The sequence below is a fragment of the Streptomyces sp. NPDC043176 genome, from assembly GCF_056436715.1.
Window position 1 is genome coordinate 189358 of record NZ_JBWKCA010000004.1, and the last position, 19347, is coordinate 208704.

15 protein-coding genes and 1 pseudogene are annotated in these 19347 nt (G+C 72.3%); 4 read left to right on the forward strand and 12 right to left on the reverse strand.

The window, feature by feature from the left end; all coding sequences use genetic code 11:
* Window positions 1-211 precede the first annotated feature (211 nt).
* The 5 genes from AC067A_RS08095 to AC067A_RS08115 all read right to left on the reverse strand — a co-directional run bounded on the left by AC067A_RS08095 (window position 212) and on the right by AC067A_RS08115 (window position 6039).
* A complete protein-coding gene (locus AC067A_RS08095; protein ID WP_478616114.1) occupies window positions 212-1222 on the reverse strand; it encodes a LacI family DNA-binding transcriptional regulator in 1011 nt (336 codons plus the stop codon).
* A 225-nt stretch (window positions 1223-1447) separates the two neighbouring features.
* Window positions 1448-2806 carry a GH1 family beta-glucosidase gene (locus AC067A_RS08100; RefSeq protein WP_478616117.1) on the reverse strand — a complete coding sequence of 453 codons (1359 nt, stop codon included), beginning with the start codon at window positions 2804-2806 and terminating at the stop codon, window positions 1448-1450.
* 38 nt (window positions 2807-2844) lie between these two features.
* Entirely contained in the window at window positions 2845-3684 is an 840-nt protein-coding gene (locus AC067A_RS08105; RefSeq protein ID WP_033202671.1) for a carbohydrate ABC transporter permease, read from the reverse strand.
* A gap of 28 nt (window positions 3685-3712) precedes the next feature.
* Window positions 3713-4708, reverse strand: coding sequence for a carbohydrate ABC transporter permease (locus AC067A_RS08110; protein ID WP_478616120.1), 996 nt, complete (start codon window positions 4706-4708; stop codon window positions 3713-3715).
* A gap of 14 nt (window positions 4709-4722) precedes the next feature.
* Window positions 4723-6039, reverse strand: coding sequence for an ABC transporter substrate-binding protein (locus tag AC067A_RS08115; RefSeq protein ID WP_478616123.1), 1317 nt, complete (start codon window positions 6037-6039; stop codon window positions 4723-4725).
* 184 nt (window positions 6040-6223) lie between these two features.
* Here AC067A_RS08115 and AC067A_RS08120 point away from each other — a divergent pair, with 184 nt between their 5' ends.
* Window positions 6224-7534 (forward strand): ROK family transcriptional regulator, encoded by a 1311-nt coding sequence (locus AC067A_RS08120; protein ID WP_478616126.1) that lies wholly within the window; start codon window positions 6224-6226, stop codon window positions 7532-7534.
* Between the two features lie 16 nt (window positions 7535-7550).
* Here the strand turns inward: AC067A_RS08120 and AC067A_RS08125 are convergent, their stop codons facing one another.
* Window positions 7551-7700: a hypothetical protein gene (locus tag AC067A_RS08125; RefSeq protein ID WP_478616129.1), complete on the reverse strand. Its 150-nt coding sequence runs from the start codon at window positions 7698-7700 to the stop codon at window positions 7551-7553.
* On the opposite strand from AC067A_RS08125, the gene AC067A_RS08130 reads away from it, so the two are divergent.
* A complete protein-coding gene (locus AC067A_RS08130; RefSeq protein WP_478616132.1) occupies window positions 7699-8232 on the forward strand; it encodes a DUF7822 domain-containing protein in 534 nt (177 codons plus the stop codon). The genes AC067A_RS08125 and AC067A_RS08130 overlap by 2 nt on opposite strands.
* Before the next feature lie 250 nt (window positions 8233-8482).
* Here the strand turns inward: AC067A_RS08130 and AC067A_RS08135 are convergent, their stop codons facing one another.
* Entirely contained in the window at window positions 8483-9085 is a 603-nt protein-coding gene (locus AC067A_RS08135) for a TetR/AcrR family transcriptional regulator (protein ID WP_478616135.1), read from the reverse strand.
* A gap of 54 nt (window positions 9086-9139) precedes the next feature.
* Between AC067A_RS08135 and AC067A_RS08140 the strand changes: the two genes are divergently transcribed.
* Both AC067A_RS08140 and AC067A_RS08145 read left to right on the forward strand, forming a co-directional pair.
* Complete coding sequence (locus tag AC067A_RS08140) at window positions 9140-10051, forward strand: DUF2867 domain-containing protein (protein WP_478616138.1); 912 nt, start codon at window positions 9140-9142, stop codon at window positions 10049-10051.
* A gap of 141 nt (window positions 10052-10192) precedes the next feature.
* Window positions 10193-10366, forward strand: a pseudogene (locus AC067A_RS08145) (IS5/IS1182 family transposase); the annotation flags it as partial.
* A gap of 118 nt (window positions 10367-10484) precedes the next feature.
* Here AC067A_RS08145 and AC067A_RS08150 read toward each other — a convergent pair.
* The 5 genes from AC067A_RS08150 to AC067A_RS08170 all read right to left on the reverse strand — a co-directional run bounded on the left by AC067A_RS08150 (window position 10485) and on the right by AC067A_RS08170 (window position 19240).
* Window positions 10485-11849 carry an ABC transporter ATP-binding protein gene (locus AC067A_RS08150; RefSeq protein WP_478616141.1) on the reverse strand — a complete coding sequence of 455 codons (1365 nt, stop codon included), beginning with the start codon at window positions 11847-11849 and terminating at the stop codon, window positions 10485-10487.
* Window positions 11850-12010: 161 nt separating this feature from the next.
* Complete coding sequence (locus tag AC067A_RS08155) at window positions 12011-13051, reverse strand: LacI family DNA-binding transcriptional regulator (RefSeq protein ID WP_478616144.1); 1041 nt, start codon at window positions 13049-13051, stop codon at window positions 12011-12013.
* Between the two features lie 221 nt (window positions 13052-13272).
* Window positions 13273-15720, reverse strand: a complete 2448-nt coding sequence (locus tag AC067A_RS08160) for a beta-glucosidase (RefSeq protein WP_478616696.1) — start codon at window positions 15718-15720, stop codon at window positions 13273-13275.
* Window positions 15721-15978: 258 nt separating this feature from the next.
* Window positions 15979-17061 carry a DUF1996 domain-containing protein gene (locus tag AC067A_RS08165; RefSeq protein WP_478616147.1) on the reverse strand — a complete coding sequence of 361 codons (1083 nt, stop codon included), beginning with the start codon at window positions 17059-17061 and terminating at the stop codon, window positions 15979-15981.
* 46 nt (window positions 17062-17107) lie between these two features.
* Window positions 17108-19240, reverse strand: coding sequence for a discoidin domain-containing protein (locus tag AC067A_RS08170; RefSeq protein WP_478616150.1), 2133 nt, complete (start codon window positions 19238-19240; stop codon window positions 17108-17110).
* Between the last annotated feature and the right edge of the window lie 107 nt (window positions 19241-19347).

Below are 19347 nucleotides of genomic sequence, written 5' to 3' on the forward strand. Positions count from 1 at the left end.
AAGTGCGACGCATGACATGAGTTTTGAGTGATTCAGTCAATCTTTTGCGTCGCCGAGGTGACAGGTTTCTACCGGGTCACGACTTTGTCAACGGCCGGGGAACTTCCGGACGCAAAAAAGCACCGGCACCGGGCGCCGCGGGGGCGTCCTCGGTGCCGGTGCCGGCGGGGAGGGTGAGGGAGGTTCGGGAGAGGCGGCGGGAAGGGCCGGATCAGCCGGTGGGCGCCTGCGCGGTCGAGCCGCGCACGACGAGTTCCGGCTCGAAGAGCAGCTCGCCGGGGTGCGTCTGCGTGCCCTGGATCTGGGCGCAGAGCAGCTCGACGACCGCGCGGCCCATGGCCTCGATGGGCTGGCGGACGGTCGACAGCGGCGGCTCGGTGCAGTTCATGAAGGCCGAGTCGTCGAAGCCGACGACCGACACGTCCTTGGGCACCGAGAGCCCCCGCCGGCGCGCGGCCCGGATGGCCCCGAGGGCCAGCGGGTCGCTCGCACAGACGATGCCGGTGACCCCGCGCTCCAGGAGCCGTGCGGCGGAGGCCTGTCCGCCTTCGAGGGAGAAGATCGACCGCTCGACGAACTCGTCGGTCAGCTCCTGGCCCGCGGCCGCCACCACGCCCCGGGCCGCCTCGAGCTTGCGGCGCGAGGGGATGTGGTCGCCGGGCCCGAGGACCAGGCCGATCCGCTCGTGGCCGAGGGACGCGAGGTGGCGCCAGGCCTGCTCGACGGCGACGGCGTCGTCGCAGGAGACGCAGGGGAAGTTCAGCCCCTCGATCGCCGCGTTGATCAGGACGACCGGGATGTTCCGCTCCGCCAGCTGGTGGTAGTGGTCGTGCGGCGCGGCGGCCTGGGCGAAGAGACCGCCGGCGAAGACCACGCCGGAGACCTGCTGCTGGAGCAGGAGCTCCACGTAGTCGGCCTCGGAGACGCCGCCCTTGGTCTGCGTGCACAGGACGGGCGTCAGCCCCTGCTGCGCCAGCGCGCCGCCGATGACCTCCGCGAACGCCGGGAAGATCGGGTTCTGGAGCTCCGGGAGGACCAGGCCGACGAGCCGGGCGCGCTCGCCGCGCAGCTGCGTGGGCCGCTCGTATCCGAGGACGTCCAGGGCGGTGAGCACGGACTGCCGTGTCGCTTCGGAGACCCCGGGCTTGCCATTGAGGACACGGCTGACCGTCGCCTCGCTGACCCCCACCTTCTTCGCCACTTGAGCAAGTCGTCGCGTCATGAACGCAAGACTAGCGCAAGTCACGCAAGCGAGTTGCATCCCCCCGCAATCGATGGCCTCGACACCGACCGCCGTGCGCGTGCGGCGATCCGCCTGCCCCCGGCCAGGGGGACACGGGCGTGCGGCCGGGGGACGCGGGCGGGCGACCGGCGGGACACGGGCATGCCGAAGGCCGCCCCCGGCGGTGCCGGGGGCGGCTCTCGGATGGCCGGACGGCGCCGCCGGTCAGCCGGAGGTCGCCTCCCGGTGGGCCCGGACGATGTCCGCGTACCGTCGGCCGCTCGTCTTCACCGTGCGCCGCTGCGTCGCGTAGTCGACGTGGACGAGGCCGAAGCGCTTGTCGTAGCCGTAGGCCCACTCGAAGTTGTCGAGCAGGGACCAGGCGTAGTAGCCGGCGAGCGGGGCGCCCTTGCGCAGGGCCGAGGCGCAGGCGGCGAGGTGCTGCTCCAAGTAGCGGGTGCGGTCCGGGTCGTGGACGCTGCCGTCGGGGCCCACCGTGTCGGGGAACGCCGAGCCGTTCTCGGTGACGTACAGCTTCCGTACGCCGTAGTCCTCGGTGAGCCGCAGCAGGAACGCCTCCAGGCCGCCCGCGTCGATCTGCCAGTCCATGCCCGTGCGGGGCACGTCGGGCAGCCGTACCTCGGTGGCGTACGGGACGGGGCCGGCGGGGTCGTCGGCGACGGTGGCCGGGAAGTAGTAGTTCAGGCCGTGCCAGTCGAGCGGGGTCGCGATGGTCTCCGGGTCCCCGGGCCGTTCGGGGAGTTCGACCCCGTACAGCTCGCGCATGTCGGCGGGGAAGCCCCGCCCGTACACGGGGTCGAGCCACCAGCGGTTGGTGTGGCCGTCCATCCGGGTCGCCGCGGCGATGTCCTCGGGCCGGGTGGAGGCCGGCGTGACGGTGGAGTGGTTGGTGACCAGGCCCATGCGCGCGCCGGGGGCGGCGGCGCGGACCGCCTGCGTGGTGAGGCCGTGGGCGAGCAGGAGGTGGTACGAGGCGCGGACGGCGGCCGTGAGGTCGGTGAGACCGGGGGCCATGCGTCCTTCGAGGTGCCCGATCCAGCCCGAGCAGAGGGGCTCGTTGAGGGTGGCCCACTGGGTGACGCGGTCGCCGAGGCGTTCGGCGACGACGCCGGCGTAGGCGGCGAGGTGCTCGGCCGTCTCGCGGACGGTCCAGCCGCCGCGGTCCTGGAGTGCCTGCGGCAGGTCCCAGTGGTAGAGGGTGACGGAGGGCGTGATGCCGGCGTCGAGGAGTCCGTCGACGAGCCGGTCGTAGAAGTCGAGTCCGGCCGCGTTGACGGGGCCGTCGCCGCCGGGGACCACGCGGGGCCAGGCGACGGACAGCCGGTAGGCGTCCGTCCCGAGCTCCTTCATCAGGGCGACGTCCTCGGGCCAGCGGTGGTAGTGGTCGCAGGCGACGTCGCCGTGGTCGTCGTTGTCGACGGCGCCGGGGGTGTGGGAGAAGGTGTCCCAGATGGAGGGGCCGCGGCCGTCCTCGGCGACGGCGCCCTCGATCTGGTACGCGGACGTGGCCGTGCCCCAGGTGAAGGAGGGCGGGAAGGCGGCGAGGTCGAGCGGTTCAGACACGGGAGTCCTTTCAGGGGTGGTGGCGCCGGTGGAGGGCGTCACTTGACCGCGCCCGCGGTGAGGCCGGTGACGAGGTAGCGCTGGAGCAGGAGGAAGCCGGCGACGACGGGGACGCTGACCACGAGGGAGGCGGCCATCACCTGGTTCCAGTACACGTCGTTCTGGGTGGCGTAGCCCTGGAGGCCGACGGCGAGGGTGCGGGTGGTGTCGTTGGTCATGACGGAGGCGAAGAGGACCTCGCCCCAGGCGGTCATGAAGGCGTAGACGGCGACGGCGACGATGCCGGGGACGGCGGCGGGGACGATGACGCGGAAGAGCGCGCCGAGGGGGCCGCAGCCGTCCACCTTGGCGGCCTCGTCGAGGTCGCGCGGGACGGCGTCGAAGTAGCCGATGAGCATCCAGACCGAGAACGGCAGCGAGAAGGTGAGATACGTGAGGATCAGACCTCCTCGCGAGCCGAAGAGGGCGATGCCGGTGGCGTTGCCGATGTTGACGTAGATGAGGAACAGCGGCAGCAGGAAGAGGATGCCGGGGAACATCTGCGTGGACAGGACGGTGACCGTGAAGACGCGCTTGCCGCGGAACGAGTAGCGGCTGACGGCGTAGGCCGCGAAGACCGCGATGGTGACGGAGCAGACCGTCGCGATCCCCGCCACGACCACCGAGTTCACGAAGTAGTCGGCGAGCGGGACGGTCTCCCAGATGTCGAAGTACGGCCGCAGGGTGAGCCCGGAGGGGATCCACTGGAACTTCCCCGACACGTCCTCCAGCGGCTTGAGGGAGCTGGAGACCATCACGTACACCGGCAGGAGGACGAAGCCGGTGAGCAGGGTCAGGAAGATCCGGCGGCTCCACAGGAAGGAGCGGGGCGCGGCCATCGGGGAGCGCGGCCGCCTCCGTGCGGTCTCAGACATCGCTCGTCTTCCTTCCCCGGGTGGTGAGGAGCAGGTAGCCGCCCGTGACGACCAGGAGGAAGAGCAGCAGCAGGACGGACATCGCCGAGCCGGTGCCGAAGTTCCAGGTCTGGAACGAGGACTGGTAGATGTGCAGGGAGATCAGGTCGGCGGATTCGGGTGCCGCCTTGCCGAAGAGGACGAAGGGGGTGTTGAAGTCGTTGAAGGTCCACAGGAAGAGCACGAGGATCAGGACCTGGTTGACCGGGCGGAGCGACGGCAGGGTGATGCGGCGGATCTGCTGCCGGACGCCGGCGCCGTCGAGGGCCGCGGCCTCGTAGATCTCCTTGGGGATGTTCTGGAGCCCGGCCATCATGATGAGGAAGGCGAAGGGCCAGCCCTTCCAGACGGAGACGACGAGCAGGGTGACGAAGGCGTTGTCGCCGATGAGCCAGAAGGCCGGGCTGTCGCCGATGCCGAGCTGGTCGTGCAGCACGTGGTTCACCAGGCCGTTGTCCCGCTGGAACATGAACGCCCAGGTGATGACCGCCGCGTAGACCGGCAGGGCGTACGGGACGAGGAAGAGCGCCCGCAGGAAGCCGCGGCCCCGGAAGGTCTCCTGCATGAAGATCGCGGCCGCGGTGCCGAGCAGCCAGCAGAGGCCGACCGAGCACAGGGTGAAGAGGCAGGTCGTGAGGAACGAGGCGAGCAGCGCCTCGCCGACGGGGGCGTCGAAGTCGACGGAGACGGCGTAGTTGTCCAGGCCGGCCCAGGGGGCGGTGGTCCAGTCGCGGATGAAGAACTGGGTGAGTTCCCGGAAGCTCATCACGATGCCGATGACCATCGGCACGAGGTGGACCAGGAGTTCGAGGAGCAGGGCCGGCAGGAGGAGCAGGTACGGGAGGCCGAGGGCCCGGAGCCGCCCGGGGCGGCGCCTGCGGGGCGCCGTCCCGGGGGTGTGCCGCTGTCCGCTCCGTCCGCCGGTCTTCTCGAGGGCGGTGGTGGTCATGGTGGCGTCCGGACTCACTTCTTGGGCATCTGCTGCTGGGCCTTTTCGAGCTTGGCCCGGACGGACTCGGTGGTGACGGCCCGGCCGGCGGCGGCGTCGGCGAAGAGCTCCTTGACCGCGGTGCCGACGACGGTCTCGAACTGCGACTCCTCGGGGACCTGCGGGAGGGCGGCGGCGCTGGTGGCGAGCGTGTCGCGCAGGACGGCGAGCGCGGGGCTGTTGAAGGCGGGGTCCTGCTGGGCGGTCTTCACGGGCGGGATGGAGCCGTAGGCCGTGTTGAGGATCTTCTGCTCGGCGTCGCCGGTCATGAAGTTCACGAACTTCATGGCGCCGTCGATGTTCTTGGTGTTCTTGAAGACGGCCAGGTTGATGCCGGCGACCATGGAGTTGGTGGCCTTGCCGGTGCCGGGGGCGCCGGACGGGACGGGCGCGGGGGCGACCCCCCACTCGTCGTCGCTCATGCCCTGGGCCTTGAAGGTGGCGGAGGCGGTCTGCCAGAGGACCATGGCGGTCTTGTTCTTGGCGAAGTCGCTGAGGGACTGGTTCTGCGCGTACTCGGCGTTGCCGGGGGCGACGATCTTCTGGGCGGCCATCAGGTCGACGTACTGCTTGACGGCGGCGACGGCGCCGTCGGAGGTGAAGTCGGCCTTGCCGTCGGGGGTGAAGAAGTCGGCGCCGTGCTGCTTGCCGAGGACGAAGACCTGGTGGATGTTGTTGGAGAGGTTGGAGCCCTCGACGCCGATGCCGGAGCCGCCGCCCGCGGTGATCCTCTTGCCGGTGGCGATCAGCTCGTCCCAGGTGGCCGGGGGCTTCTCTATGCCGGCGTCCTTGAACATCTTCTTGTTGTAGTAGAGCGCGTACGCCATGGAGTACAGCGGGACGGCGGCCGGGTCCTGGCCCTGGACGCCGGTGGAGCCGAGGGCGGAGTCGACGAAGCGGTCCTTTCCGCCGATCTTCTCGAAGTTCTGCGCGTCCCAGGGCAGCAGGGCGCCGCTGGCCTGGAGGGAGGCGCTCCAGGTGTTGCCGATGTTGAGGACGTCGGGGCCCTGGCCGGAGGTGGTGGCGGTGAGGATGCGGTTGAGGAGGTCCGACCAGGGGACGACCTCCAGCTTCACCTTGATGCCGGTCTCCTTCTCGAACTTGTCGAGCTCGGGCTGGAGGACCTTCTTGTCGACCTCCAGGCTGGCGCCCTGGTTGGAGGCCCAGTAGGTGAGGGTCCTGGGCTGGGAGTCGGAGCCGGCACCGTCCGTGGTGCCGCCGCCGCAGGCGGCCGCCGAGAGGACGAGGGAGAGGGTGACGGCACCGACGGCGGCGGCTCTGATTCTGCGCATGGTCCCAGGGGCCTTTCTAGGGGTCGTGGGAAGTCGGGGAGGAGGGAGCGCGACGTCCCGCGTTCAACCTCCGAAGCCCTCTCCCGACTTAATTTAGGATGTGAGTTAAACCTCAAGCGAAGGTGGCGTCAAGAGGTCCGCCAGGGGTATGTTGCGAATCCGATCCAAGGGAAGAGGGTGCTCGGTGAGCGTACGCAGCGGCCGGACCGTGCGTGACCTGCGGCGGGAGAACCGCACCGCGGTACTGCAACGGTTGTATTTCGACGGGCCGATGAGCCGCTTCTCGCTGGGCCCCGCCACCGGACTGAGCTCGGGCTCGGTCAGCAACGTGGTCGCCGAACTGGTCGCGGACGGCCTCGTCGAGGAGGCCGGCAGCGTCGACTCGGCCGGCGGGCGCCCGCGCACCCTCCTGCGCGTCCGCCAGGCGAGCGCCTACATGATCGGCGTGGACGTCGGCGAGACCCGCGTCCGCGTCGAGCTCTTCGACATGGCGCTCACCGAACTCGCCCGCGTGGAACACCCCCTGGACCCCGAGGGCCCCCGCCGGGTCGACCGCTACGACGTCGGCGTCGTCGTCGGCCACGTCCGCGACGGCGTCGAGGAGGTCGTCCGGCGGGCCGGCGTCGCCCCCGAGCGGCTGCTCGGCATCGGAGTCGGCGTACCCGGCATCGTCGTGCGCGACGCCGACGGCCGGGCCGTGGTGCACGGCCAGACGATCGGCTGGGACGCCGTCCCGCTGGAACGGCTCCTCCGCGCCGCCGTGGACCTGCCCGACACGGTGCCGTACGTCATCGACAACGGCGCCAGGACCCTCGGCCAGGCCGAGATGTGGTTCGGCGCCGGGCGGGGCGTCCGCAACGCCGTGGTCGTGCTCTTCGGCTCGGGCGTCGGCGCCTCGGTCGTCTCGGACGACCTGCGGCCCGGCCGGGCCGTGGAGTGGGGGCACCTCACGGTACGGGTCCGGGGCCGCCGCTGCCGCTGCGGCGCCCGGGGCTGCCTGGAGGCGTACGCGGGCGCCGAGGCCCTGCTCGAACGGTGGCGCGAGGCGGGCGGGACGCCACCGCCCGGGGCGGACGAGGAGACCGCCCTCACCTCGATGCTCGCCGCCGCCTATCCCGCCGACCCCGGCGCCCGCCCCGACGCCACCGCGCTCGCCGTCCTGGACGAGACGGCCGAGTACCTCGGCGCCGGCTTCGCCGACCTCGTCAACCTCTTCCAGCCCGAACGGATCCTCGTCGGCGGCTGGGCCGGACTGCAGCTCGGCACCCGCTTCCTGGACACGGTCGAGGAGTACGCGCGCGAGTACGCCCTCACCTTCCCCGCCTCCCGCGTCCGGATCGGCCTCGGCACCCTCGGCCCCGACGCCGTCACGGTCGGCGCGGCGATCCTCCCCCTCGCGGACTTCTTCGCCCGCGGCGGCCGCCTCGCGCCGCCGGACGCCGAGGAGACGGCACCGGCGTGGCGCGAGACACTGAGGGAACGCGCCGCCCACTAGGTTCTGTCGTCACAGGTCACGCCCACCTCAGCAGTGAGGCGAGGGCGACGGCTGCTTCGACCGACGCCCACCCCGCCCGGCCCGAGGCCATCGGCGCGTCCTGACCGCGCGTCAGGAGTCCGACGGCGCCGGCGTTGTCGGCCCCCGGTGTTAGCGTCGCCGCCATGGCGAACCGTTCATATCTCTACTCTGCGGACTCGATGCCGAACGAGGCGGAGATCCCCAAGCAGGTCCGATGCATATCCGAGCACAACGGGGACGTCCCCCTCGCGCACAAGCTCATGGTGGGACGCGGAACGACGATCGTCCCGTCCATGATCTGGAACCCTCCGATCGGCATCGCCGCGGACTACGCCGCCGGGGCGGCCCTGCTCCGCGGCCTCCTGCACGCCGTCGGCAAGGGTCTGGAAGACGACACCGAGTACGCCGAATGCGTTGCCAGGACCACGGCCCACCTCGAGAAACAGCAGGCGGAACACTTCATCCTCGAGACCGGCGAGGTCGTCTCGATGTCCGGTGACGATCCGGCAGCGAGCGTGCGGCGTCTGGTCTCCGAGGACATCCCCGACGCCGTCGCCAAGGCCGAGGCGGCGATCGCCGGCCGGAACGACGACTGGCTGGCCTCGCTCCGAGCCGACTGGCAGAAGCACTTCGCGTCCTTCTACAGCGAAGCGCTCTACTTCTCCTTCCCCACCTGACGAGGCCGGCGGCGCGGTGCCGGTCGGTTCCGGCCCGATCCGAGGGACAGGATCCAGTGGTCGCGCTCGTCAGAGGCCCTGTGGGGGAGCAGCCCTCCGGTCACTCCCCCACCAGCGGTGCAGCCGCCTTCAGCCGCTCCACGCAGGACCTCCGTCACAGGTCCGCCGGCCTCGGTGGGCCTGTGGGTGGGGCCCGGTGCCGTGATCACGGCGGCGGCCCTGCGGTACGAGGCGCGGCGCGCGGCCCGGTTCAGCGCCTGAGCAGGGCCTCCGTCGCCACCGTCAGGTAGTCGCCGTCGGCGGGGAGGGCGCCCGGGGCCGCATGGGCGAGCTGGGCGTGCCCCAGGTAGCTGGTGTAGGCGAAGAAGCCGCGGCCGCGAGCCTCGGCCGGGGGGAAGCCGAGCAGTTCGAAGAGGTGGGCGAGGTAACCGACGCGGCGTTCCGTGACGCGGGCGAGCGCGGCCGCGACCTCGGGGTGGTCCGCGGCGGCGAGCAGCCGCACCTCCAGGGCGTCCTTGGCGGACGCGGCGGTCGCGCCGCGCAGCAGAGCGGCGAGGCGGGCCGCGGGATCGGGCTCGGCGGCCTCCATGGCGGTGATGATCCGCTCGGTGGACTGCTCCTCCCAGCGGGCGAGGGCCGCGACGACGAGCGCGTCCCGGTTGGCGAAGTGCCAGTAGAAGCTGCCCTTGGTGGTGCCCAGGCGGGCCGCGAGGGGCTCCACCGCGACGGCGGCGAGGCCGCGCTCGCCGAGCGCGGCGAGGGCGGCGTCGGCCCAGTCGTCGGCGGCCAGGCGCTTGCGGGCGGAGGCCCGGCGAGCGGGGCTGCGTTCCTCGGGGGCGCGATCCTCGTGCATGCTTCCGTACGGTACCGTACGGTCGGAACATACGCTCCCGTATGGAGGTGTCGCATGCCCGGCGCACGCACGGTTCGCAACGTCCACCAGAGGATCGTCCAGGCCCCGGCCGAAACGGTCGGAGCCCTCGTCGACCGCCTCGCCGCGCCGGACGACCCGCTCTTCCCCACCCCCGTCTGGCCGGCCATGGTCCTCGACCGGCCCCTCGCCGTCGGCGCCGACGGCGGCCACGGCCGGGTCCGCTACCGGGTCACCGCGCACGAGCCGGGGCGGTCCGTCCGCTTCGACACCACCGACGAGGGGCTCGGCCGGGGCTTTCACCGGATCGACGTCGAACCGCTCGGGCCCGACCGCTGCCGGATGACCCACACCCTCGAACTGACCATGAGAACGAGGGGGTTCGTCATGTGGAAGCTGGCGATCCGACCCGTGCACGACGCGATGATCGAGGAGATCTTCGACAACGCCGAGCGAGCCGCGCTCGGCGCCCTGCCGCACCCCGCGGCCCGCCGGACACCCCGCGCGCTCCTCGTCAACCGCCTCTTCTGGGCCCGGCCGACGGCCACCCCCGTCCCCGCCGGGGCCCGCCTGCTCCACGAGGCCCTGCCGCGGCCCGACTTCACCGATGCCTGGCGCCTGCCGCTCTCCCCCGGCATGGACCGCGACCCGCGGGCCTGGCGACACGTGCTGCCGTTCCCCGTGCGAGGCTCCGGCGACCGCGAACTGCTGGTCGGCAAGGACGCCGGCCACCTGGACTTCCGCTCCTCGGTCCTGGTCGACGAGGACTCCGTGACCCTGGCCACCGCCGTACGGCTCCACAACGCGGCCGGCCGTCTCTACTTCGCCCCCGTGCGCCTCGTCCACCCCTTCCTGGTCCGCAGGATGCTGCGGCGGGCCCACCGGCGGGTGGCGTTCGCCACCCGCCCCGCCGGCATACGCAACCAGCCCCCTCGGCACGCCGCCTGACCGCACGGGACCTCAAGCCCCCACTGCGCCTCGTCACCTTTTCCGTGGCTCCGCAAGGGGGCCTCCGGCCTTCGGGTCCGGCAGGACTTCGACTCACCGCGGTGATGGAAGCGATCCGGGTGCCCGCCTCGGGCCGGGCAAGGCGACCACGGAGGCCGCCCACCGGCCTTCGACCGCGAGGTCCACAAGCACCGCAACGCCGTAGAACGGTGCTTCGACCGCCTCAAGCAGTGGGGCATCGCCACCCGGTACGACAAGACCGCCCAGTCCTACCAAGCAGTTGTCACCCTCGCCTCACTGCTGATGTGGGCGTGACATGTGGCGACAGAACCCAGGGCCCTTCCCGCCGACACGCTTCCGGATCCGGAAGCGTGTCAGGGGCCGGGGAGGTCTCCCCGGGCAGGACCCAGTGGGCCCAGGGGGCTCCCCCCGTCTACTGGTCCAGGCCCGGAAGCGTGTCCGGGGCCGGGCAGATGCGGTTGCCCTGGTGGTCGAAGACGTACAGCTGGGCGAGGTCGACGAGGAGCGGGACCTGCGCGCCGGCGCGGACGCGGACGTGGGGTCCGGTCCGCAGGACGAGGTCGCTGCGGCCTGCCGTACGCCGCTCGTGGGCGGAGTGGGGGGCGGCGGCGGGGACCGGCTCGGCGGTGAGGACCGCGGTCGTACGGCCCCCCGGGGCCGCCCGGCCGACACCGAGGGCCGTCGCGCGCGCCCTGATGCCGGCGAAGCCCCGTTTCCCGCGTCCGCTCGCCCGCCGCCCGCCGGACCGGGTACGCGGGGCCTCCAGGTCCGCCACGACGGCGGGTCGCGAGCCGGTGTCCAGGTGCACGAGCACCTCGTGGCCCTGGTATTCGGCGTGCTCGACGATCCCGACCAGCGACGCCTCGCCGGGTCGCGCCTGGCTCGGGGCCGCGATCCGCACCGCCTCGGAGCGCAGTCCGACGATGATCGGTCGCCCCTGCTGGATCCGCAGGAGCTGGTGGTCGACGCTCAGCGGCAGGGGAAGGACGAGGCGCTGGCGCCCCAGTTCCAGGCTCATCGGGCCGTCGAGGGGGGCGTGGACGACCGCGTCGAGGAGGTTGATGCGCGGGGTGCCGAGGAACGCGGCGACGAAGACGTTGGCGGGCCGGGCGTACAGCTCCTGGGGCGGACTGACCTGCTGGAGGACGCCGTCGCGCATGACGGCCACCCGGTCGCCCAGCGACATCGCCTCGGACTGATCGTGCGTCACGTAGACCGTGGTGACGCCCAGTTCGTCGGTGAGACGGGCGATCTCGGCCCGCAGGTGGCCCCGGAGCTTGGCGTCGAGGCTGGACAGCGGCTCGTCGAGGAGGAAGACCGACGGGCGCCGGGAGATCGCCCGGCCCATCGCCACCCGCTGGCGCTCCCCGCCGGACAGCTGCCCGGGCATCCGGTCGAGCAGGTCCTCGATAGCGAGCATCCGGGCGGTGGACTCCACCTGGGGGTCGTGGTCCGCCGACGGGTCCCTCAGTTTCAGGGGGAAGCCGATGTTCTCCCGCGAGGTCATGGACGGGTAGAGGGCGAAGTTCTGGAACACCATGGCGATGTCCCTCTCCCGGGGCGGCACGTCGTTCGCGTGCTCGCCGTCGAGGAACAGGTCGCCTTCGGTGATCTCCTCCAGTCCGGCGATCATCCGCAGGACGGTGGACTTGCCGCATCCGGAGGGGCCGAGCAGTACCAGGAACTCGCCCGGTTCGACGGTGAGGGACACCCGCCGCACCACCAGGGAACCGCCGTATTTCTTGCTCACATCTCGCAGCACGATGGCGCGACTCATGGAAATCCGCCCGGAGTAGAAGGACCGCAAGGGGGGTGTGTGGCCGAAAGTAGCCCATCGCGAAGCGCTGCGGAACAGTTTCGTACGTATTGCGGAAAGAGGAATTCAGCAGCGTGTGAATGGCGTCGGCGCGACACCGCCAGGTTCGTCGCGCGAGCCGGTCAGGCCGATTCCCGCACGACGAGTTCGGGGGCGAACACCCGGTGCGCCGGCCCGGTCCGCGCTCCCTGGAGCCGCCCGACGAGCAGCTCCCCCATCGCCGCCGCCATCCGCTCCACCGGCTGGCGCACCGTGGTCAGCGGCGGCCGGCAGGTCACGGCGACACTGGAGTCGTCGAAGCCCACCACCGCCACGTCCCCGGGCACGCTCAGGCCCCGTTCGCGCAGCACCTCGCACGCCCCTTGCGCCATCAGGTCGTTGGCCGCGAAGACACCGTCCACCCGCGGGTGCTCCGCCAGGAGGCGGCGCATCGCCGCCGCACCGCTCTCGACGGTGAAGCCGCCCTCCACGACGGCGGGCGCGGTGCGCCCGGCGCGCTCCAGGGCGTCGCGGAACCCGGCGAGGCGGGCCTCGCCGGCCGGGAGGTCCCGGGGCGCGCGGATCGTCGCGAGGCGGCGGCAGCCCCGGGCCAGCAGGTGGTCGGCGGCCAGCCGCCCGCCTTGGTGGTGGTCGACGTCGACGTGGTCGACCTCGGTCCCCTCCGGCGGACGCGCGAACAGCACGAGGGGGACGCCCGCGGCATCGAGCATCGACGGCAGCGGGTCGTCGGCCTGGGTGGAGACGACGAGGGCCCCGTCCGCGCTGCCCCGGCGCAGATGGTCCACCACCTGCCGCCTGGCCGCCGCCGACTCCGCGAACATCAGCACGGGATGCGCGCCGCGCCCGCGCAGATACGTCACGGCGCCGCTGACGACACGCCCGAAGAAGGGATCGGCGAACACCCTCGCGGCGAACGCGTCCCCGGCCCCGCAGACCACGAGCGCCACGGTCTCGGTGCGCGAGGCGGGATCCGGGTCGCGGCCCGTGACCAGGCTCCTCGCGGCGGTGTTCGGGGTGTAGCCGGTGCGCCGGATGGCCTGCCGGACCACGTCCTGGATCGCGGGGTCGACGTTGCGCACCCCGTTCACGACCCGCGAGACCGTCGCCCTGGAGACGCCCGCCTCCCGCGCCACGTCCTCCAGCGTCGGTCCCCGCCTGATCACTCCCGTACTCTAACCTGCCGCTTTCCCCGGCACGAAGGGCGGACGCCGGGAAGTGCCCCGGGACGGTACGGGCCTTGGTCCGGTATTCACGGAAGGGCATTCGCGGTTGCCCGTCGGGGAATTCACCGCGTACGGGGAACGGTAATTCGGCATTCGGACGACGGCCGGTGATCGGGTCGTTCACGACGGCCGACCGGAATGCGGAACACACCGTCCGGTCCTCACGCATTCCGCTCCTCCCGAACGGGTTCCACCGTCACGTCCGTGGCGTGTTCCACCGCCCCCGCCGAGCGGCCCACCATCAGCCGGTACGTCCCCGGCTCGACACGCCACGCGCCTTCCTCCGGCGACCAGTGCCGCAGCGTCCTCGGCTCCACCACGACCTCGGCGACCGCCGCCTCGCCCGCCTCCACGTGGACCGCCGCGTGGCCGGCGAACCAGCGCACGGGGCGCTCGACCGTCGAGTGGGGCCGCGACAGGTAGACCTGGACGACCTCGCGCCCGGGGCGCGCCCCGGTGTTGCGCACCCCCACCCGTACGGTGAAGGGCGAGCCCGCGTCGATCCGGGCGGGCGCGTCCACCTTCCCGTACTCCCAGGTCGTGTAGCCGAGGCCGTGCCCGAACCAGTAGGCCGGCCGCGTCCCGGCCCGCAGCCAGGCGCGGTGACCGATGTGCAGGCCCTCCGCGTAGTCGAGGCGACCGTCGGCGGGACGCGTGCCCGTGACGGGTGCCCCGGCGAGCGTGGCGGCCCACGTCGTGGGGAGCCTGCCGCCCGGTTCGCGGCGGCCGAAGAGGACGTCGGCGAGTCCGGCGCCGGCCTCCTGGCCGGGGAACCAGGCGAGGAGCAGCGCCGCGACCTCGTCGCGCCAGGGCAGTTCGACGGGTCCGCCGCTGTTCACGACGGCCACGGTGCGGGGGTTGGCGGCGGCGACCGCCCGGACCAGCTCGTTCTGAGCGTTGCCCAGGGACAGGGACGTGCGGTCGCGGCCCTCCGTCTCGTCGTGCTCGGTCGTCCCGACGACGACGATCACCGCGTCCGCCTCGCGGGCCGCCGCCACGGCCTCGGCGAGCGCCTGGTCCGGGTCGCGCGGGGAAGGTGCCGCGGCCACGACGGTCGCCCTGCCGGAGCCGGGCACCAGTTCGCGGCGGGCGACGAGATGGGCGTGGCGGCCCCGTTCCAGATGGCTGGTGGCGGTGTGCAGGGGTGGGGTGACGTGCACGATCGCCGGGTCGTCGGTCTCGCGCGGGTGGGTGCCGTCGAGGATCACGTGCCCGTCGACCTCGATCGTCATCCGGCCGAAGCCGCCGATCCCGAAGGTCCAGGCCCCGGTGGCGTCGGGGCGGAGCAGCGCCCGTACCTCCACGGTGCGGGTGCCCGGCGCGAGGTCCGGTTCGAGCAGCCGCCCCGACAGGCGGCGCTCGGCGCTCAGTTCCCGCCCTTCGGCGTCCAGGCAGCGCAGCAGCAGTCCCGGCTCTCCGGAACGCGGGTCCGTGCACCGGACGGGGTCGAGCGGTTCCGGCGGGGCGTCCGTCGGGGGACCCGCGGCGTAGGTGACGCGTCCGCGCCCGCGCAGACAGGCGCGGATGCCGGCGAGCGGGGTGACCACCGCGGACGGGAAGACGCCGGCGCTGCCGCCGCCCTGGACGCGGGGCGCGGCGGCGTGCCCGCCGATCACGGCGACCGTGCCGAGGCCGGTGGGGTCGAGGGGCAGGACGCCGTCGTTGCGGAGCAGTACCGCTCCGGCGGCGACCGCGCGGCGCAGCAACCGGCGTGGACTCTCGCCGGACGGCTTCGGGCGGCGGCGCGGGGCGTCGCCGAGCGCGCCGACCCGGGCGGCGAGCCGTAGCAGCCGCCGGACCTTCTCGTCGACGGCGCTCTCGGGGACGCGGCCGGCGCGGACCGCCTCCGCCAGGTCCGTCGCCCAGGGACTCGCGGGGCCGGGCATGGCGACGTCGAGGGCCGCCCGCGCGGGTTCCTCGGTGGTGCGGACGGCGGCCCAGTCGGAGACCGCGACTCCGTCGAAGCCCCACTCCCCCTTGAGGGGCTCGGCGAGGAGCGGATGGGCCGTCATCGTCGTGCCGCCGACGCTGTTGTAGCCGGCCATGACCGCCCACGCCCCGGCGTCGACGGCTGCGGCGAACGGCGCCAGGTACACCTCGCGCAGCGCCCGTTCGGACATCCGCACGTCCACGGTGAGCCGGTCGGTCTCGGAGTCGTTGGCCACGAAGTGCTTGGCGGTGGCGGCCACGCCGTGCTCCTGGAGGCCGCGGATCAGCGCCGCGCCGATGCGGCCGGTCAGCTCGGGGTCCTCCGAGAAGCACTCGAAGTGACGGCCGCCGAGGGGGGTGCGGTGCAGGTTGAGGGTCGGCGCCAGGACGACGTCGACGCCCCGGCGGACGGCTTCGACGGCGAGCAGGCCACCGAGGCGCCGCAGGAGGGCTTCGTCCCAGGTCGCGCCGAGGGCGGACGCCGACGGCAGCAGGAAGGAGGTGCGGCGCTCGTCCCAGACCTCTCCCCGCACTCCCGCGGGGCCGTCGGAGAAGACCATCTCCCGCAGGCCGATCTCCGCGTCGGCGGCGGTGCGCCAGGTGGTGGCGCCGGTCAGGAGGCGGACCTTGCGATCCAGGTCCAGCTTTCCGACCAGCGGGTCGAGCACGTCGTCCGGCATGTCGCAGGGCGTGTGGCGCGTCGTGTCGCAGGGCGTGTCGTGATTCACGCCGTCGGGCGTGTCGTGACTGATGTCGCAGGGCGTGTCGCGCGCCATGTCGTCGGGCTTGTCATGATTCATACCGTCGGGCGTGTCGTGACTCATGTCGTCGGGCTTGTCGTCGGGCATCGTCGGCTTTCGGTCGCCGGAACACGGGTCGGAGGCACCGGCCGCCCCGGGTGAGCGGGGTGGCCGGTGCCGGGTGGGTGTGCGGACGGGTCAGGGCAGCCGGTACTGCTCGTTCAGGGCCGCGCCGCGTTCGGGGTGCGTCTCGTCGTAGCCCCGCGCGTTGCACTGGAGGCCGCCCACGATGCAGTGGTCGACCATCGCCTTGAGCGTGCGCTCCTCCCACGCGTTGAAGAAGTCGTAGTGGAAGGAGTAGCCGCGGCCGCTGGCCAGGCGCACCCGGCTCATGTCGCCGTTGACCGGGAAGGCCATCTTGAACTCGATCATCGGCAGGGCGACCGGGTGGGACGCCGGACACATGTTGTCGTTCGTGCCGGGCTTGACGACCGGGTACGCCATGTGGCTCTGGTGATCGGGCGTGTCCAGGTACAGGCCGTTCCAGCAACTGGGCGCCTGCATGCGCAGGTTCAGCTGGACGTCGGGCCGGTTCGGGCAGTTCGCCGGGAAGTCGACGTTGAAGAAGCTGTCACCGCATTCCCAGCCCTCGACGAAGCCCTTGTGCTCGCGGAACTGCTGGGCGGACTGCATCGGGTTGCCGACGACGAACCGGAGGCCCTTCGGGAAGGGCCGCACGCTCGTGTAGTCGGTGACGCCGGTCTTGTAGTAGATGACCTGGGGGCCGACGGGAAGGATCTTCCGGTCCCCGTCGAACAGCGTGGGCATCCAGTAGGCGGAGGCGTCGGCGGGTGCCTTGCAGGCGGTGGCTCCGCCGTAGAGGGTGGCGGTGACGCTGTGCGCGTTCGTGGAGGTGTTGCCCATGAACGTGTGGTCGTGCGACCGGCCCGGCTGGCCGGGGTAGACGACGGGGTCGTCGGGGGCGGTGTGCGTGACGGCGCAGTTGGCCTGGAACTCGTGGAAGTACCGGGCCGGCGGGGTCGCGGTCGACGGTGTCACTCCGGTGACCTGCGGTACGGCGGGGATGTACCCGTCGCCGTCCGGGTCGTCTCCGGACGCCTGGAGCGACGCGGCCATCAGGTGCCCGGCGTGCGCGGCGGCCGGCGGAGGGGTGTCGGCCGTGGGGTCGGAGGCGGAGGCGAAGGTGCCGACGCCGAGGAGGGTGGCGACGAGCGCGGTGCCGAGGAGCAGTGCGGGGAGCCTCTTGGGACTCGCTCTCATGGGGATCTCCTGCCCGTGGGGGGGTCGGTGGGCGTTGCGGTGGTGGTCAGCCGTAGACGCCGAACTCGTGGAGCGAGTAGCCCCACCCGGTGCCTCGTGCCGTCAGCTGGAGCCGTACGTGCCGGCCGGTGGTGGCGAGGGCGACGGTGTCGACGTCACCGTCGCCCGTGGTCGTGGTGTGGACCGTGCGCCAGGTGGTCCCGTCGTCGGAGACCTGGACCTCGTAGGACCGGGCGTACGCGGGGTCCCAGACCAGTTGCACGGTGCGGATGCTCTTGGCGGACCCGAGGTCGACCTGGATCCACTGGGGGTCGCTCCAGTCACTGGCCCAGCGGGTGTCGGCGCGGCCGTCGGTGGCGCGGGACGGCGGGCAGGGGCAGTCGCCGTAGCCGGTCTGGTACGAGGAGGCGGTGGTGGGGCGGTCGAGGGCCAGGTTCGTGCCCGCGACCGGCGGGGCGACGACGCGGACGGACCGGGTCTCGATGCCGGCGTTGCCGTGGCCGTCCTCGGCCTGGACGTAGACCTTCCAGACGCCGAGCTTCTCGGGGGCGGTGACCGCGAAGGAGCCGGCGCCGTCGGCGCGCCACCGCGCCTCGACGAGCCGCTTGTCGCCGTTGGCGTAGTTGCCGCTGAGGAAGATCCTGGGGGTGATCGGGTCGCCGTCGGGGTCGCGGATGTCGGCGCGGACGGTGAACTCCCGTCCGGCCGGGGCGGCGGTGGCCGGGGAGACGGTCATGCCGCTGATCACCGGCGGGGTGTTGTCGCCGGCGACGGAGCCGGTGTACGCCTTCTTCACCGCGTAGTACGACAGCCGCTTCAGGCCGTCGGGCAGCAGGTTGAACCAGACGCCGCCGAAGTCGTGTTCGGTGCCGTAGTGGAACATCGTGGCGCCGAGCGCGACGCCGCGGTGCCCGGTGACGCAGTTCCAGACGGCGGTGTAGCCGGCGGCCTTCTGCTCGTCGGTCGGCTCGTCGGGGACGCCGTTGACGTCGTTCGGGACCTCCCATTCGCCGGCCGGGCCCGTCTCGGTGATGAGGTAGGGCTTGGTGTATCCGCCGTCGATCCAGTCCTGGCGCACCTTGCAGAGGTTGTCGTAGGAGTTCATCGAGTAGAGGTCGAGGTCCGGGGCGTTGCGCTTGTAGTAGGGCCAGGCACCGGTCCACGCGTCGGTCGAGGTCACCGGGTGGTCGGGGTCGATCGAGTGGATCTTCCGGGCCACGTCGTTGACGAAGCCGGTGTAGGCGTTGCGCTGGTTCTCGAGCGCGGTCCCGCTGTAGCAGTTCTGGAGTCCGAGGACGGACTCGTTGCCGACGTTCCACATGAGGGTCGCGGGGTGGCTCTTGTACGCCTCCACCCACCGGGCGAACTCGTCGAGCATCGTGGACTTGTACGCGGTGTCGGCGACGTAGTCGACGCAGCCGCCGGAGCCGGGGCCGCCGCCGGGCTGGAGCCAGAAGCCGTTGACGACCTTGACGCCCTGGGCCGCGGCGGTGTCGAGGAGCGGCTTGGTCGAACCGTCGGTGCCCCAGGTGCGGATGGTGTTGACGCCCATGGACTTGACGTCGGGGAGGTACTTGGGGGCGTCGGCGACGGAGGGGCCCCAGGTCAGGCCCTTGACCGTGTACGGCTGGCCGCCCACCGTCAGCTGCCAGGCGCCCTGGGTCCCGGTGACGCGGACGGCGCCCGTGGGCGTCGGGGTGGTGCCGCCGGGCTCCCCGTACACCTGGAACTCCCAGAGCGAGTAGCCGTATCCGGTCGCGCGGGTCACGCCGTGCATCCGCACGTAGCGGGCGGTGCCGGAGACGGCGACGGTCTCCGTGCCGCCGGTGCCGCGGTCCGTGCTGTACGCGGTGGCCCAGGTGGTGCCGTCGGTGGACAGCTCGATGCGGTACGCCTTGGCGTACGCGGCCTCCCAGCGCAGCACGACCTGGCTGACCGGGACCGGGGCTCCGAGGTCCACCCGCAGCCACTGGTCGTCGGAGGCGCTGCTCGACCACCGGGTGGTGAGGTTCCCGTCGACGGCGTCGGCTGCGGGGGTGCCGTAGTGCTCCGTGCTGGAGGCGGTGACCGGCTTGCCCTGCGACAGCAGGGTGGGGGCGGCCTGTGCTTGCCGGACCGGCAGGAGCGCCAGCAGCGCCGAGGCCACCACGGTGGCGACGGGCAGGGCGACTGAGGGCATGAGGGGGCTCCTTGGGCGGGAGAGGGAAGGTGGGAGAGCGCTCTCCCGCACCATGCCCGCGCTCGGTGAACCCCGTCAATAACCGCACACCACTTTTCTTTTGGCTT